Raw genomic sequence first — 16902 nt, forward strand, 5'->3', positions numbered from 1 at the left:
ACTCCCGGTATGGCGGGAGTGACCGTTTCTAACAAGCTTCCAGCCGATCCACCAGTGCTGCCTACTGACCGCAGTGTGGTGGCGGACCGTCGTTGAACATGTAGTCTACAATGTACACCAGGTCGGCAATGTCCGGATCACCACCCGAACCGTCGACATCCCCGGCCTGCAAAGTTGGCGGTGGCGGTCCGCCGGAGAACATGAAGTCGACCAGGAAAACCAGGTCGGCAATGTCCGGTCCGGCGCCTGAGTCGTCGATGTCACCACAGACCCATGGCGGTCCACCGGCGCCCACGTTCAGGTCGACCGGAATGACAAACGGATTGTCGCCCGGGTCGGGATCGTTGGACGAGACCGTGATAGTTGCGGCGTAGCTGCCGCTGTCGAGTTCGACCGCCGTGATCTGGCAGAGAATGGTGTCACTGGCGCCGGGCGCAAGGTTGCCGGATTGACTATCCAGCGACAACCACTGGGTCGGCTTGGCGATAACCACGGCCAGACTGTCGTGCAAGTACTCGGTGGCAAAGGCTATCTCCAAACCGTCGGTGCCGGTAGCGTTCTCGATACCGATAGTACCGGACGCTATATCGAAGCCGGCTCCGATACTCAGGTACTGCAGCTTGATAGTGCCGTCGGCCGAGAGAATCACCTGAGTGGTAATCACGGCGCCGACTGCCGCACCATACTCCGGATAGTTGGTGAACTGAATCACACACTGTCCGCCGGTGGTGTCGAAGTAAACGTGATCGTCGAGATTATCTCCGTCGGTCGGATTCAAGTCGTCCCACAGCCAGCAGATCATGTTGTTGGGCGTGCCAGAGGTGGGTATCGACGTCTTGAACCGTGAGTTCATATCGGTCGATGCAAACCCGACCATGCCGTTGGATGAAATATAAATCTGCGAGTAGCTGTTTTCATAATAGGGGAAGCTGAAACCGAGGTCGATGGGTCCGATGAAATTATCGTCGACCAAGCCACCGATAAGATCCTCGCCGGTTGTCGAGATATCCTGCCAGGCAAACGCGGGTCCACCCGGTTCGTCGGAATCGATCCAGTAGTATCCATAGGTATCCGGCCCACCGGCATTACGCAACACCGGATGGCCGATGTTGGGATTGTCGACACCCTTTTCGTCGACGAAGTCAAAGAACTCTTCGGAATAGACCCGCCTTGCTGGTTCCACCATGCCTGCCTGGTACAATTGATCAAAGACGCTTGAGCGTCCCAGCAACTGCACGGCGTTTAGGCTGTAATTCAGCCCGCCGGGTCCGGCGTTGTCGATCACGATTTCTCGTGAGGTTTCAACTCCCTGGGCCACGTATTCCGTTATCGAGGGCGGGAACACGGAGATAGCAGGAGCGTAGTCGATTCGGATGTCGTCCATATACCAGTCGTCGTTGCCCGAACTGGTGCCGGTCGAGCGCATACGCAACTGGAACCCGGCATGGACCGCTTCGGACGGCAAGGGGATGTTGACATACTCAAACTGTGTCATGACGGCACCGCCGCCGGGATGCACCTGGAAGGTGACCCACTCGCCGAACTCGTTTTTGTAGTCGATAGACAGATCGTCGCCTGTTTCGGGCGGTTCGCCGCCGCCGCCGCACTGGAAGTAGTATGACAGGATGGCGCCGGAAGACCCGGACAGATCAATCATACGGGTGCAGACGGTATCGCTGCCGCCGTCGAGGTTGATCGAATAGGGCGCCGATGGCGGGGCCAGGCCGTTCTGAGAAACAACCGCACCGTAGTTGATAAACCAGTCAGTCGATAAGTCGCTGGCCACGAAAGACTCATACCAGGGGAACACCAACGGAAGTCCACCCGACACCGTGGCCAGCATAGCCGACCCGGATACGGAGCCCTCATTTTGGGACTGCACGGTGATGGTAGAGGAATCTTCGGTGTGAACGTCGGCGCTTTCCGGTATGGCTACTTTGACCATGATGTTGACGGTATCACCAGCCGTTACGATACCGGACGAGGTGATTTGAGTGATACCGGCTTCGTCATAAAAGGCCACATCCCATACACCGCTGGAACGGGCCAGGTCGTATTGATCATCCAGACGACCCTTGTTGACGACGCCCAGCAGATAGGCGGCGGTATCACCGGCCGGGCCGTACTGCGTCTGGAAGCCGGGGGTGAGAGTCATCTCGAAGTCCGGTGGATAGCCTACATAGATGTCGTCGACAAACCAATCATCGTAATTGCCGCTGGTGGCGACGTTGTGGATCATGAGTCGGAAACCTGAGTGGTAGGCATCCGGCGGCAGAGCCAGTTCGACCTCTTCGAACTCAGACATATCGGCACCGTCGCCGGGCTGCTGATCGATCAGATGCCAGACGCCGAGCGAATCCAGATACTCGACCGACAGATTGTCACCCGGCTCCGGGGAATCGCCGCCGCCGGTTCGTTGGTAGTAGTACTTGACTACGACGTTGTTCTCGTTGCGCAGGTTGATCTGCTCCGTCATCAATGTGTCGGCCCCGGAGGGGCTGCCGTCCAGGTCGGCGCTGAAGGGCGCCGATGGCTCGTCGATTCCGTCGGTGCTGACATTGGCGCCGGCCGTTGTTTCCCACTTGGTCATATCGAAAGATGTGCCGGGGAAAGTTTCCGTGAACGGTATTTCCCAGGGCTGACCGGCTGAGATAGCCTTGACCGAGGCGCTGGCGGCATAGGAGCCGTCGGCATTGGAGGTGGCAGTGACCACCACCGAGTCGTATTCATCCTCGTAACTGGCCGGTATCAGCACCCGCACCTGGAAATCAAAGGTGGCATCTCCGACCAAGCTGGCCGTGTTGGATATCTCGGCCGTGCCACCGGCGTCCCAAAGCGAAACGTCCCAGTTGTTACCGGAGTAGCTGAGAGCATAGTCGTCCTCCAGTACGCCGTCGTTGGTAACAGTCAGTCCGAACCAGATAGTGTCGTATACCGGCGCGGTCGACTGGGTGTAATCGGGCCCGAGCAAAAGTCCGTAGTCGATAACTTTGAAACTGAAGGTCTCGGTAGTGTCGACATCACCGGCCGCGTTTCCGGCGCACAGGTAGTAATCGATGTCGGTACCAGCCGCCTGCGCCGGGATGTAACCCACATAGTCATCACCCATGCGAGCCAATTCCAGAGTGTCTGACGCCCAAACCGAGTTGACCTGATACATAAGCAGCAACTGGTCGGCCACCACCGCCGTGTCGGAGTAAACCGTGCAGGTGGCTTCATAGGGGTTCAGGGTGTCCTTGGTGTCGCCCAGCGGATCGTGCAGGATGGTCAGATCTGTTGCCGCCATGACGGTGTCGATCACGGTTGCTTTGTTGTAAGCGGTGACGGTCAACAAAATCGGTACGCCAATCGGCAGCATCTCGCCGATGGGCACGTTCACCAGTCCGCCGGCATCCGTATAAGCCGATCCAAAGAGAGTACCGTTGGCATACAGAGCGCACAGAGCGCCCTCGACACCGACTACCTCAACTTCGTACTCCGACATATTGAAGAAGACGGCCCCGGCGTGGTTGACGGTCATGGCCGCAGGTGTGTTGGTGCGTACCTGCACCGATGGATCACCGAAAATGTGCCAGGTCTCGAACTCGTTTATGCCGGACTGGCCTACCATATCAATCATGTAGCAAGAGCCGTTGTAACTCAGAGCACCATACGAACTCAGTTCTTCAGCACACAAGAGATCGACGATTTCATCCTCGGCCCACATCGGTGGAACCCAACCCTGGTTGATCGACGACATGTAGGTGCCTATCGCACCGGTCGGCACACCGTTATGGCTGGCTCTGGTCCAGGCTTCGGCAAAACAGGTGTAGTTGCGGAATTGTCCGTTGACACAGGCGACACTGGTAATAAACGGCGGCATGTTGTCGTTGACCAGGGCGTTCACGTTGGCGTTGTTAAACCCGGAGGTCGACCAGGCGGTGGTGCTGCCGTGGCCGCAGTAGTTGATAAAACTGCGACCGTCGTTCAAAGAGGCCGAAACCGCCGACGAAGATACGCTGCCGTAAAACTGATCAACATAGGTGTAGGTATAGGCCAGAAGGTCATCCCGTATCAGATCAATGTGTTCATTGTCGTACTCACCATTCTGACCGGGTCCTTCGGTTGAGGCCAGCCCGAGGGCCTGATGGAACCAGGCGGAGTTGGGCGGATTCATTTCATAAGTCAGGGTCCGCTCGACCATGGTCTGAACATGCGTGTTGTTCTCGGCTGAAAAGCGTCCTATGAAAATGTCGGGATACGAGTCGCCACCGGCCACCAATGCAAACATCGGATCGGCGCCGCCACCCTGACTGGTCAGCGTCGTCACTTGGGCGGCATCACCCACCAGCAACACGAAGGCCAGGTTGGTGCTGTCGTAAAAATCCTGGATATAGTTCTTCATCGTGGTGGCATTGTTACCGATGGCGCTGATATTGACCATCGTCGTCTTGATACCCTTTTGCATCTTCCAGTCAACATACGGTTGCATGTCGCCTGCAAAAGCGTCATAGGTGATCACCAGGATGTCACCGAATTCTGAGACCTGCGTGTATTTCTCACCGGCCTGCTGGTAGTTCAAGAACCGTCGCTGATAGATCAACTCAAAATCCGGCGTCGTTATCTCAGCACGGCTACTGTTTTCAAGTACGTTGACCACGCCGGGACCTATCTTTACCACTTCGACCGTTACCGAAGTGTAGACGCGCAGTGTCTTGGTGCCGGGGTTATACTGAAAGGCGTTCAACTCAATCACAGTGCCGCGATAGTCGCGCAGGATGTGCGGGGTGCGAATCTGCGCTATCGGGCCGGGATAGAATTCATGAGTGGCATACACATCACCCAAAGTGTACGGGACACTCTCCGGAAGGATAGTACGGGGGATGACACCTTTTGACGGCGCCACCGGCATGTTGTGGAATTCGACATACTCACTTTTGAGTACGTTGATTTCCATCTGCGCATCATCCGGAATAATTATGCTGCGGCAGAAACGTGGCAAAGCAGGTTCGCCCTCAAGGGCGCGGGTGCCTTCTTTGGTCACATTAATCAGGTTATAATTCTCCCCTGCGATTTCGATGACTTCTCGGTTGAACTCACCGACGTCAAAACGCACGACCGTTCGGTCGCCCGATGACTGTTCGACTAAAACATTGACTCCTTCAATGTTATTGCCGAGGTCCACTTGCTCAGCCGTTATCGACCCTGCGAAACACAGTCCGATCACAACCATTAGCAGTCTTTTGCCCATCGTATACCTCTCTCTATGATTCACAAAAACTTGTTGTCATCTTTGTCACGAAGTACGCTGCAATTTGGCGTCTAATTAGCATGTGTAATTTGTCTTAAGTCTAAGTATACTAAAGAATTCTGTTTTAGCCAAGCAAAAACATGGTTCTCTCAGACGATCCTGACAGCACCACAAAACCGATGTCAAAAGTGCATTACATAGACCGGCAAGTCTGGTGCTGGAACTCAACTGCCTGGAGTTTTTCCGCGACGGATTGTAACGCTGTAAACCAAGGGGCAGAGGCTTTCAAAAAGCCGGTCAAAAAGGCCTGACTCTTAGGTCATAAATCATTACTTTGCAACGAGATATATAGAGTTTTTTAGTTGCTTTGGGAGGCCAAAACGGCTATAATATGTGCTTGATACGGAGACGATTTTGAAAGGAAGCATGTCACACACCTCACCCAACTGGAAAAAGCCACAGGCTATCTCAGGCGTGCTCGACAGGACCATGCGGGCACTGGGTTTGTCGAGGAAGTTCGATGGCTGGCAGGTGGTGAACCATTGGGCTGAGATCGTGGGCGAGAGAGTCGCCGATAAAGCGACCGCCGTTCGCTATGATGACGGCACGCTCTACGTTTCGGTGCCGGACGATGTCTGGCGACAGCAGCTTTCGATGGAGATCGAATCCATTCTCAGGGACGTGCACGCTCTGCCTTATGGACGGGCGGTGCGGGAGATTCGATTGCAACGCGGCAACAAAGGAAAAACCGACTGATGGCTACTGGTGTGAAGCAACTGAGCAAAGCAAAGGATAAAGAGATCGCTGCCAAAACAGAAAAACACAGTTACGATGCGTCGACCATCAAAGTACTCAAAGGACTTGAGGCGGTGCGGCGGCGTCCGGCCATGTATATCGGCGACATTAGTCAGCGCGGTTTGCATCACTGCGTCTATGAGGTCGTCGACAACTCCGTCGATGAAGCCATGGCCGGCTACTGCGACAAAATCCTCGTGGAACTAAACAAAGACGGTTCGGTCACGGTGACCGATAACGGACGAGGCATACCTGTCGAGCCGCCGCCGGGTGAAAAAGTGTCGGCGGTCGAAGTAGTCATGACGGTGCTCCATGCCGGTGGTAAATTCGATCACGAAAGTTACAAAGTGTCCGGCGGTCTTCACGGCGTGGGTGTGTCGGTAGTCAACGCTCTTTCCGAAAAATGTTGGGTGGAGGTCTGTCGTGACGGTGTCGTCTATCGCCAGGAGTACCTGCGCGGCAAGCCGAAAAAGAAACTGGCCAAAGTGGGTGAACGCAAAAAGAGCGGCACCAAAACCTGTTTCTTCCCCGACACTGAGATTTTCAAGGCCACCGAATACAAGTTTGATATCATTGCTTCGCGGCTGCGCGAGTTGGCTTTTCTCAACCAGGGTCTGACTATCATCCTGAGAGACCATCGTGTCGACAAGGAGACGGAGTTCTTTTACAAGGGAGGTCTCTCCGCGTTCGTGCAGTACCTCAACGAGAACAAGACGCCCGTCTTCAAAAAGCCGATCCACTTTTCCAAGAGCAAGGACGGCGTTGAGGTCGAGATCGCGATCCAATACAACGACGGCTATTCCGAGTCGGTCTACTCTTACGTCAACAACATCAACACCATCGAAGGCGGCACTCATCTGACCGGTTTCCGAACGGCGCTTACTCGTTCCATCAACAGCTACGCCACCAAGTACAACCTGCTCAAAACGGGCAAGGGCCTAAAGAACGGAAAGAACGGCAAAAACGGCAAAGGCGGCGTTGCCATGATCGGCGATGACAGCCGCGAAGGGTTGACCGCGGTCATCTCGGCGAGAGTGCGCGATCCACAGTTTGAAGGCCAGACCAAAACCAAGTTGGGCAACTCCGAAGTGCGCGGTATCGTCGAAGCCATCACCAACGAGCATCTGGGTGCCTTCTTCGAAGAGAACCCAGCCGTAGGCAAACGGATCGTCGAAAAAGTGGTGCAGGCGGCCATGGCTCGTGACGCCGCCCGCAAAGCCAAAGAACTGACTCGTCGCAAAACGGCCCTGGATTCGGCCTCGCTACCCGGCAAACTGGCCGACTGCTCACTGCGCGATCCGGAGTCGTGCGAAATCTATATCGTCGAGGGTGACTCGGCGGGCGGTTCGGCCAAACAGGGACGCGACCGGCGGTACCAAGCGATACTGCCGCTACGTGGTAAAATCCTCAACGTTGAGAAGGCGCGCATCGACAAGATTCTGCGCAACGAAGAGATTCGTGCCCTTATCACCGGCTTGGGCTGTGGAATTGGTGAAGATTTCGATGTCAGTCGTGTGCGTTACCACAAGATTATTATAATGACCGACGCCGATGTCGATGGTTCTCATATCCGCACGTTGTTGCTAACGTTTTTGTTCCGCTACATGCGACCGCTGATCGACCATGGGTACATCTATGTCGCGCAGCCGCCGCTCTTCCGTCTCAAGCACGGCAAGACCGAACACTGGGCTTTCACCGACGAGGAAAAAGACCGCATCATGAAGAAGATGCCCAAGACCGGAGTATCGTTGCAGCGTTACAAAGGTCTGGGTGAGATGAACCCGGAGCAGCTTTGGAAGACGACGATGGACCCGGAGAAACGAACGCTCTTGCAGATCACATTGGACGATGCGGCCGAGGCTGACCATCTTTTTTCTGTACTGATGGGCACTGAGACCGGTCCACGCAGCGAGTTCATCCGAGAAAACGCCTCCTACGTCCGGAATCTGGATATTTAGATTAGTAGGTCAGGAGCCCTGTGCTCCTGACATCCACGGGTGGCCCGGACGTTCGTCCGGGTTTCAAGTCTTGTAGGGCGGGTCCGTCTTCGCCTGCGCGCCGCGGCGTGAACCCGCCAAATCGTCAGGAGCACAGTCCGCCACGGCGGACTGACCTACGAAGAAAGGTCTCGTAATCACCATCGATTCTACTAACCGAGGGGAAAAATACAACAAACGAACCCATTGGCAGACTCCGTGCGTGTTGTACGCCCTCGTGTGCCGCGTTGTCAAGGGGCAGACGAGGGCGACCACAAGTGGCTTCCACTTGCCGTCCACGAGCCAGCACCTCAAGACCCGTCATGCTGGCGAAGGCCAGCATCCAGTCTTCGCATCCCAAACTGGATTCCGGGTCCAAGCCCGGAATGACAGAATCGGGGGGCCGCATTTACCCGGTTCACCCTTCGACACCGCACAGGGTGAGGTCATAAACCAAAATAGCGATTTATCGCCGCGAAGCGCAAGAGACCCATTTATGGGTGTCATTCCCGCGTAGGCGGGAATCCATCTTCTTCTTGTAGGTCGAAACCGTTGACCCGAAGGGGTCGCGAAGCGAGGTTTCGACAACCACAGTACCCCACCCAGAGCGCTTCGCGCCGGGTGGGATTCTTGGTGTACCGAAGCGAACCCACCTGTCGCTTCGCTATAGGTGAGGTACCGAAGAAACGCGATTGCCGCGGCGGATTGTGGTCCAGACATGGCAGGTCCGAAGACGGACCTACCCTACAAGACTATACAAAAAAACGGGAGCCTTGGGAGACTCCCGTGCGATACTTCAATGTCTGGGTCAGACGCTACGTATGCACCCTTGTGGCCGACATTGGTAACGGTAGGTCAGGACCCTTGTGGTCCTGACGACATGATGTCAGGTCCGTGAAGGACCTGACCTACTACTGCCAGTCTACATGAAGTCCGACCGCCCGGCCTGCTTGTTGGTGTTGTTGACAATCTCCGATGATTCCATCAGGTTCTTAAACCAACCACTGAACAGCTCCTGCTGTTTGGCCTGCATGATCATGTTGAAAAGTGAGTCATGCATGGTTGTATACTCGGTCAAGTCGGGCGTAATCCGCTCGATCAACCGAAACATGACCACCCCTTGAGCGTGTTCGGTCGGTGGCGAGTATTGTCCAGGTTCGGTCAACGAAAAAGCAGCACCGATGGCCTTGGGGTCGCGACCGATAGCTTTCACAAAAGCACTGCGATGGAACTGATCCGGTGTTTCAACGGTCTCACCGAATCTTTCAGCGGCAGCTATGAAATCGGCGCCGGTCCGGATGTCGGCATAGATTGCAGCGGCGGTATCAAGGCAGAGGCTGCTGACCTTGTGTTTCACGATATCCAGATTGATCTTCTGTTCAACGTCTTCATAAGCAGCGGAGCCTTCCGGGACTCGATCCGACACTTGCAGCACGAAAATGGCCGAGTTGTTTTCCATGACACCGGAAATTTCTCCAACTTCATTTTCGAAAGCAAAATCAGAAGCTGCAATATCGCGCCCGATGAATTGGATATTACGGTTGCGGAAGATCAACCCCGACTCTTTGAGCGGAATAACAGCATCGGCGGCTGCCTTGTGAAATCCGGATGAGAGAGCGGCGGTTCTGAAATCTTCAAGCCGACGGTACAGTCCATCAAGTGTCTCGGCAGAGGCCTCGGCCTTTATGAGAACGTGTGAGCAGTGCGCCTGCAAAACCGGTTCATCCCCCTTGCTTCCGCGCCCGGTGACTTTTTCCTCTTTGTAGCCGTGGTGCTTGATGATATGCCAGCCGAACTGAGACCGGAACGGCTCTGACATCTCACCCTCTTTCATGGTGAAGGCCAAGCGATCGAATTCGTCGACCATGACGCCGCGTGGGAACCAGTCCAGGTCACCTCCCTTGACCGCCGAGCCCTGATCCTCGGAGAACTCTTTGGCTATTTCGGCAAAGTCGGCGCCGGCCTTGATGGAATCATACAGTTGGGTGGCTCGGTTGAAGCTTACCTCCCAGTCGTAGGGGGCGGCTTTCCGCTCCAACATGACAATGCTCAAACCGGCGCGTTCTTCAATCGAGTAGTCATCTCTTCGTTCTTCGAAGAATGCTCTCTTCTCTTCATCAGTTGATTGGGGGGGGGGACGTGAGAACCGATCAAAGCTGACGTCGATCATCTCCACTTTTACTTTCTCGGCTCCATTGGTGAAAAACTCTTTGACCTCTTCTTCCGAGACGTGAGCGTTCTGGATCACCATTTCCTGCATTTTCATTTTGGTCAGATCGGAGCGGATCAAGGGTTCCAACGAGGCCCAATAATTGCTCATCTGGTTATCGGCGAGGGCGTTTAGGTATTTTTGATAATCAAACTTCCCTTCGGTTTGAAAGTAAGGGAGCGCTTGTATGTCGGCCGGCGGCGAGTATTTCAAGTATGCATAGACTTCTTCATTGGTGACTACGATACTGAACTTGGCCACTTGCTGAGTCATAAGCCGATCACTGAGAATCTGGTTCCAGGCTTTCGTCTGCAGTTCTTTGACCTTGTCGGCCGGTAGCTCATCCTCTGTCTGCTGGGCTTCGGCCCGCACCAGGTTGTTGTAGACACTGTTATAAGCCTTCCACGTCACTTCTTCTCCGTTAACAATTCCGGCAACGGCGGATTGCTCATAACCGGCGCGGCTGGACATACCCATTCCCCACTGTAAAACAATCATGCCTACGAAGGTAAGCAGGACGATAACTATGATCGGGAAGATCATTCTGCGCAAGGCATCAAACATTCGTATTTACTCCTTCAGAGGTTTCGATAACACAATCGGCTCACCCGAATCTTTAGACGGTCGCCGCCAAGCCCGACAATATAATGCCGGGCGGCAATTTTTCAACAGAAACCGTCAAGATATTTTACAAAGGCCGTCCTTTTTTGTATCATAATAAAATGAACCATTTTGAGAGATTATCGGCACCCTTATGCTAAAACTATCGTCTATCACCACATCTTTGTTATTGATTGCAGGGCTTTCAGTTATCCCTGGTCTAACGGCCGCAGAAGATTGGCCGCTAAAACGAGAAACCGACCTCTCCTCGGGTTTTGGGGATTTCCGCGACGGCCATTTTCACGGCGGAGTCGATCTGCGCACCGGCGGCAAGATTGGCGCCGAAGTGTATTCTCCGGTCGATGGCTATGTCTGGCGTGTCTACATGTCTTACTCGGGTTACGGCAAGGGGCTGTATATAATGGGAGACAACGGCTACCTCTATGTTTACGGGCATTTGTCGCAGATGACCGGCAAGATTGACCGGCCGGTCAAAGAAGCCCAAATGGCCGTGCAGCGTTACCGCCAGGATATTTATTTTCCCAAGGATTCCATCCGGGTCAAGCAGGGTGAGTTTTTGGCCTACACGGGTCAAGCCGGCAAGGGCGGACCTCATCTGCATTTTGAGAAACGCACCGGCGACAACATCCCCATCAATCCGCTGACCAACGGGTTTGAACTCGACGACAAGACCAAACCGAGTTTCAGTCGCCTGGGAATTCAGATGACGGACGATCACTCGCTACTGCCCAACGGTCGGCGCAAGCTGTTCGTGGATGTCAAGCCATCGAAGGGGCCCGGGCAGTTCGGGCTCGATACGCTTATCTATCTCCATCGACCTTTTGGGCTGCTGGTGGACGGTTATGATCAAATGCGTTCGGGGGGGATGCGGCAAGCGATCTATCGGCTGAGGCTGTTCATCGATGATCGTCTCATGTACGACACCCGTTTTGATTCGGCCAGTTATGAAACCACCGACGCGGTACGGCTGGAGTATGATTACACCGAGGCGGCCAACGGACGCAAACGGGTCAGGCGGCTGTTTAAGATCAGCGGCAACAGTTTCTCAGGCAGCAGCGGCCAGCTTGGATCGGGTATTTTTGGCGCCGATGGAGGTGAGCGGGTGGGACGGCACCGCGCTCGGATAGTGGGTGATGACAGTTTTGGTAATCGTTCGGAAGTCAAATTCGATTTTCTGTGGGGACCTCGGGACTATATATACCAGATGGACTCGGTTATCATGCCCCAGAAACTGAGAACCGAATACTATTTTACTCCGGTTGACGGCTTCGACGAGTTCGGCATCGACTCGGTGGTAGCTTTGCGCAACATACCCGGGTGGTGGGGTCAGTCGAAAGAAGTCCAGGTCATACCGCTTGAGAATGGTCGCATCATCTGCCGGATTGAATCGGATCGCACGCCGACCGCTCTGTTGGCCTTGCATCTGTACTGTGCCAACACGATCATACGTGACAACATTTTCAACGGCTTGCACGAACAGCAAGCAGATCGGGTCAAGCCCTCTTGGGAAGTTGTCGATGACGGTCTGTTGGTTACCCTTGATATCAAGAACAAAAAGGCATCCGAGTCGCGCATAGAACTGTATTACGGCGACTCACTTTTGGGCGTGGAATACCCGCAGTATTTCGACCTGTCTCGTCATATATGTTTTGTGCCGCCGCGTCCTGAGTATGAGCGCATCGATCGCATAGGCGCCGCAATGACACGCGATTCGAGCCACCGTATGCGCGCGTTTTCGGACTCGGCCAATATCCACCGGGTCGGTGGTCGTGACCTGCAGATTGTGTCTGTCGATGATCTCCTTGAACTGACCTTCAACCGGGCCAATCTGTACGAACCACGCTTTATCGAGTTGAAGCGCAATTATTCCCGACACAAATCGGCTTTGCATCTCAACTCGGCCCACTATCAGGTTTTGCCCGAGGCGTTTGTGACGCGAGAGGATTTCCTGATGAAGTTGAGAATCCCCGGTCGAAAGCTGAATGACAACCCCAGCGGTATCTGTTGGCTGGACAAGGAGGAAGACCGCTGGGTTTGGCTGGACAACGAGTTGGCGGGGGATTCTCTGATGGCCACCTCGCTGGGCGGTGGGTCTTTCGCCGCCGTCTTTGATTATGATCCACCCAAGATCCTGCATCTCTCGGTCAATGAAGGTCGTACTTACAATACTCTAAAACCACGTATCGCCTTCCTGGCCGTGGACTCGCTATCGGGAATCGGAGACGATGAGGACATATCGGTCAAGATTGACACCAAGTGGCAGATTGTCGATTTTGATCCGGAGACCGCACGGTGCGAAACGCAACTGGTCGAACCACTCGCACCGGGGCCACACCATTTGGCCATAATTATTTATGATCGCGCCGGTAACATGACAGAACAATATCTCAATTTCACCGTTAAGAGCAAACAGAAGCGCCGCAAACAAACCGGGAGATAAAGTTGTTCTTTCCGATCCGTGACGATGCTCCGACATTTCGCAAACCGTACTTCACGGTTGGGCTGATTGCAGCAAACAGCCTTATCTTCCTGCTGAGCATTATGCAGGGGGCGCGCGAATTTCAAATGATAACCATCCAGTACGGGTTCATCCCATACGAACTGATCTCATCGGTGGAGTTGACGCCGCAGATACCGGCATCGGTCTGGCTGACGCCGTTTACATCGATGTTCATGCACGGCGGCTGGATGCATCTTATCGGCAACATGCTCTTCTTATGGATCTACGGCAACAACATCGAAGACTATTTCGGACCGGTAAAATTCTTGCTCTTCTACTTTGTGGCCGGGCTGGCAGCGATAGCCTTGTATACATTGTTCAGTCCGTCGTCGGATATACCGCTGGTCGGCGCCTCGGGTGCGATTGCAGGTGTGATGGGTGCTTATATGGTACTGCACCCACGAGCGAAAATCACGGTGTTGGTCGTATTCTTTTTCATCCAGTTCATCCAGCTTCCGGCCAAAGTGGTGCTTGGGATTTGGTTCATCTATCAGATTCTGATGTCGGTCATGGGTTCAGCCAGTGGCGGCGGGGTGGCCTGGATGGCCCACGTGGGTGGATTTGTTTTTGGATATTTGGTGATGCGTCTGATGGTCAAACTGTTCGGCCGCGGCACCACGCCCACCGGCGGCCAGCGGGTGTATCGGATGAATTGGTGACCCATAAATGGGTTTCTCGCGCTACGCGGTGATAAATCACTTTTTCGCGCTACGCCCGCATTCGTTTAATACCAGACGTTGTCAAGTTGTCTTCGTCGGGCGGAGTATCCAGGTGCTGGCAGGCGACTCGGCTGACACCGGGCAGGATCGTCCAGTGTCACTTTGGTTGTTCCGCTGTGCGCGAAGCGTAAGAGGCCCATTTATGGACGTCGGGTGGCCGCCTCGGACCTTCACTCTGTGTCATAATAGGGTTTCGCAGGGTCCTGACCACGCCCTAGGCGTGGTCAGGACCCTGCGATTCTCGGCATCGTGTTGTGAGAGAGCAATCTCAAGAACCACCGGTTCACACGTTCGCCTTCGGCGAACGCAGGAACCGGTGGAACACACGATTGCGACACAGCCAGCTTGTTTGGGGCGGAGATAAGAATTGTCACCCCCAAACCGGGTTTGAGGGTACCACCCAGTCGCTTCGATAGTAAAGTGGCGTGTCGGAGTTCCCTACCGTTCACTCGCACACCGGTGGGGGGCCGAAAGTGAACATGTAGTCGACAAGGTAGACCAAATCGGCAATGTCAACCTGGTCGATGCCGTCGATATTGGCCGCAACCATGACGGTCGGCGTCGCTCCCTCGTTGAACATCCAATCGACCAAGTAAACCAAATCGGCAATGTCGGCCGGTGTTCCGTTGACGTCGATGTCGGCGCACATAAAGTCGATAGTCATGGCCAGATGCTGCACGTCGTACAGCAATGGGTCGACGCCGTCAATCGCGCGCACGGTGAACAAAAACTCGCCCGGCGAAGTCGGTGTACCACCAATCTGACCGGACGATGGTTCAATGGTCATACCAGCAGGCAGACTGCCCGCAGTCAGGTCCCATGTGTACGGCGGCGCTCCACCTTCGCAATCAATAGTCGCGCTGTAAGCGCTGCCGGCTTGACCGTCTTCAATCGTGCGCGTAGTGATCTCGATAGTTGGCCCTTCTTCGGTTTTGACCAGCGCGCGAATCAGGAAATTGTAGTCCCAACCCCAGATATCATAGTGGGAACGCCACAGTTCTCCTTCGAGAACGCTACTGCGATGTTCATCCGGCTCGACCCCGGCATCCATGTATATCCACAAAGTATCTTCCGGGTTTGGGTCGACAATGGTGATACCGATATGAAAAGTCTGACCCGGCATGAAAACCAGATTCTTATCCGACAGATCGACAATCAATGAGCCGACGCCTGGGAAGCCACCGGCTGGGATATCGACCGAGTCGATCACGGTCGTGGGAAAGGCGCCGTCGGAATTCCAGATGTACAGCCGACCGGCCGGTGAACCGGGAAAGTATCCTTCGATGGTAGCTGTAGTCAGCGTGCAAAGAGTGGTCGGGCTGAAACGGACGTTGTGACAATCCCAGCCACTGCCTGCAGCGATGGCGCTCATGTACGAAGCGCTGCCGAGATCGTACTGAATGGTCGAGCCGGTCGCTTTCTTTTGTGCGGTCAGAGTTGGATCAGACTGAAGGGTCATTCCGTAGTACCAGCAAACTTCCCAGTCTGCAAAACCGTCGGAGCCGCAATCGGTAAACCACGACTTGAATGCTTCGCCAATTGACAGGCCGTCGCCGAAGGGCTGATAGAAGGCGCCGAAGTTGAGCATCGAGCCGGTCTTGGTGCTGCCGATGGAGCCCAGTCCGTAGGAGTCACCGAAAGTATAACACCCGCCCATATTGTCCATTTCGACATAGCGCGAGTTGGAGCAGGCGAACAGGTTGTAAAAGACGGCGGTCGGGTCCAAAGCCAGGATGGTGCCGTTGTAGGTGTAGCTCCATTGTTCGGACGGGTTCTTGAAACCATGCACGAAGGGTGACGAATGCACGCAGACCTGTATGAACTCGTAGTTGGCCGGTAGGTATCCCTGGTAATCATCAGCCCAGGTGATCCAGTTGTCATTCTCGAAAGTGCGGTCGTTGTAGGCCGTACCGACATCGAGATTCCAACTGACGCCGCCGTCGGCCCAGTCATCATCGATGTATACCAGGGCGCGGTTGTTCACGCCCATCAGCCCGCAGCGGTAGAGATGGTTTTTGTAAAAGTAGTTTAGCATCAATGACACTTCGTCGCGCCCGCCCATGCGGATAACCGAGGCCGTCAAACGACCCATCCAAATCTCGGGCGTGACATCGCCTGAGTGAGACTCGTACAAACCGTTGGCATCGGAATCGACAAAACTACCATCGAGGTCCATATAGAAGAGGTCGATTGGGAATTGTTCGTAATCGGGTCCGTCGCCGCACCATGTTTCGTACCAGGGAATCGGCAGGTCACCAATCAGCACGCAACCCTCCATCCCGGCCTGGTATTGTTGCTGCAAGAAGGTGCGCAGTTCTTCCGGTGTGCCGCCGAGACTGGTGAAGAGTTCAACCGCGTACAACTCCCCGGTCAGGTCCAGAAGGTACTGATCCAGCGCGGTCTGGATTGACGGGTAGAGATCACTGTTGACAATCACGCACATCTTTGTGGAACGCCCGGCCCGATTGTTTGGCTGAACTGTTTGGGATAGCTGAATGCTAAACGGCTCCAGCGGACTTTGAGTGGCTTGCCATTCATTAAAGCCGCTCGGCAATCTGCCCTCAGGGTCCACCCAGCGCGTGATCTCGACAGTGTTGCCGATGGGTCCTGAATCGCCGCTGATCGAGATGGGCGTCTGCTTGTCCGGTCCCGTCCCGGAGGAGGAATCGTTGCCGCTGACGACCGATGTCGTGCCCAGAACGAGAACCGTTATGAGAGCGGACAAAAATGAACGCTTTGCCAAACTCGTGGGTGTTTTCTTCACTTGGATGCAATCCATGTTCTATTCCTGATTGAGGGACCTGCTATGTGTTGGGCCTGTCATTGTCTTCTGAGTCAATATAGCTGGTTGG

The 16902-nt window shown here is 54.6% G+C and carries 7 protein-coding genes; 4 read left to right on the top strand and 3 right to left on the bottom strand.

Annotated features, from left to right (window positions below; all coding sequences use genetic code 11):
• Positions 1-61: 61 nt before the first annotated feature.
• Complete coding sequence (locus tag OEV49_08870; protein ID MDH3891183.1) at positions 62-5230, bottom strand: C25 family cysteine peptidase; 5169 nt, start codon at positions 5228-5230, stop codon at positions 62-64.
• A 414-nt stretch (positions 5231-5644) separates the two neighbouring features.
• Here OEV49_08870 and OEV49_08875 point away from each other — a divergent pair, with 414 nt between their 5' ends.
• Together OEV49_08875 and gyrB are read left to right on the top strand one after the other, a co-directional pair.
• A complete protein-coding gene (locus OEV49_08875) occupies positions 5645-5986 on the top strand; it encodes a DUF721 domain-containing protein (GenBank protein ID MDH3891184.1) in 342 nt (113 codons plus the stop codon).
• Positions 5986-7983: a DNA topoisomerase (ATP-hydrolyzing) subunit B gene (gyrB, locus tag OEV49_08880; protein MDH3891185.1), complete on the top strand. Its 1998-nt coding sequence runs from the start codon at positions 5986-5988 to the stop codon at positions 7981-7983. Before OEV49_08875 ends, gyrB begins: the two co-directional genes overlap by 1 nt.
• A 940-nt stretch (positions 7984-8923) precedes the next feature.
• Here gyrB and OEV49_08885 read toward each other — a convergent pair.
• Positions 8924-10774, bottom strand: a complete 1851-nt coding sequence (locus OEV49_08885; protein ID MDH3891186.1) for a peptidylprolyl isomerase — start codon at positions 10772-10774, stop codon at positions 8924-8926.
• Positions 10775-10964: 190 nt separating this feature from the next.
• Here OEV49_08885 and OEV49_08890 point away from each other — a divergent pair, with 190 nt between their 5' ends.
• Both OEV49_08890 and OEV49_08895 read left to right on the top strand, forming a co-directional pair.
• Positions 10965-13271, top strand: a complete 2307-nt coding sequence (locus OEV49_08890) for a M23 family metallopeptidase (GenBank protein ID MDH3891187.1) — start codon at positions 10965-10967, stop codon at positions 13269-13271.
• A gap of 2 nt (positions 13272-13273) precedes the next feature.
• The gene (locus tag OEV49_08895) at positions 13274-13990 is read left to right on the top strand and encodes a rhomboid family intramembrane serine protease (protein MDH3891188.1); all 717 of its coding nucleotides are present in this window, start codon (positions 13274-13276) and stop codon (positions 13988-13990) included.
• 505 nt (positions 13991-14495) lie between these two features.
• On the opposite strand, the gene OEV49_08900 is transcribed toward OEV49_08895, so the two are convergent.
• Positions 14496-16829, bottom strand: a complete 2334-nt coding sequence (locus OEV49_08900) for a putative Ig domain-containing protein (protein ID MDH3891189.1) — start codon at positions 16827-16829, stop codon at positions 14496-14498.
• Between the last annotated feature and the right edge of the window lie 73 nt (positions 16830-16902).

The sequence above is a fragment of the Candidatus Zixiibacteriota bacterium genome, assembly GCA_029860345.1.
Taxonomy (GTDB): Bacteria; Zixibacteria; MSB-5A5; order GN15; family FEB-12; genus JAJRTA01.

Excerpts from the sequence above, each read along its gene's own strand:
- OEV49_08870 (MDH3891183.1), bottom strand. The coding sequence starts at position 5,230 with ATGGGCAAAAGACTGCTAATGGTTGTGATCGGACTGTGTTTCGCAGGG.
- OEV49_08900 (MDH3891189.1), bottom strand. The coding sequence starts at position 16,829 with ATGGATTGCATCCAAGTGAAGAAAACACCCACGAGTTTGGCAAAGCGT.
- gyrB (MDH3891185.1), top strand. The coding sequence starts at position 5,986 with ATGGCTACTGGTGTGAAGCAACTGAGCAAAGCAAAGGATAAAGAGATC.
- OEV49_08890 (MDH3891187.1), top strand. The coding sequence starts at position 10,965 with ATGCTAAAACTATCGTCTATCACCACATCTTTGTTATTGATTGCAGGG.
- OEV49_08885 (MDH3891186.1), bottom strand. The coding sequence starts at position 10,774 with ATGTTTGATGCCTTGCGCAGAATGATCTTCCCGATCATAGTTATCGTC.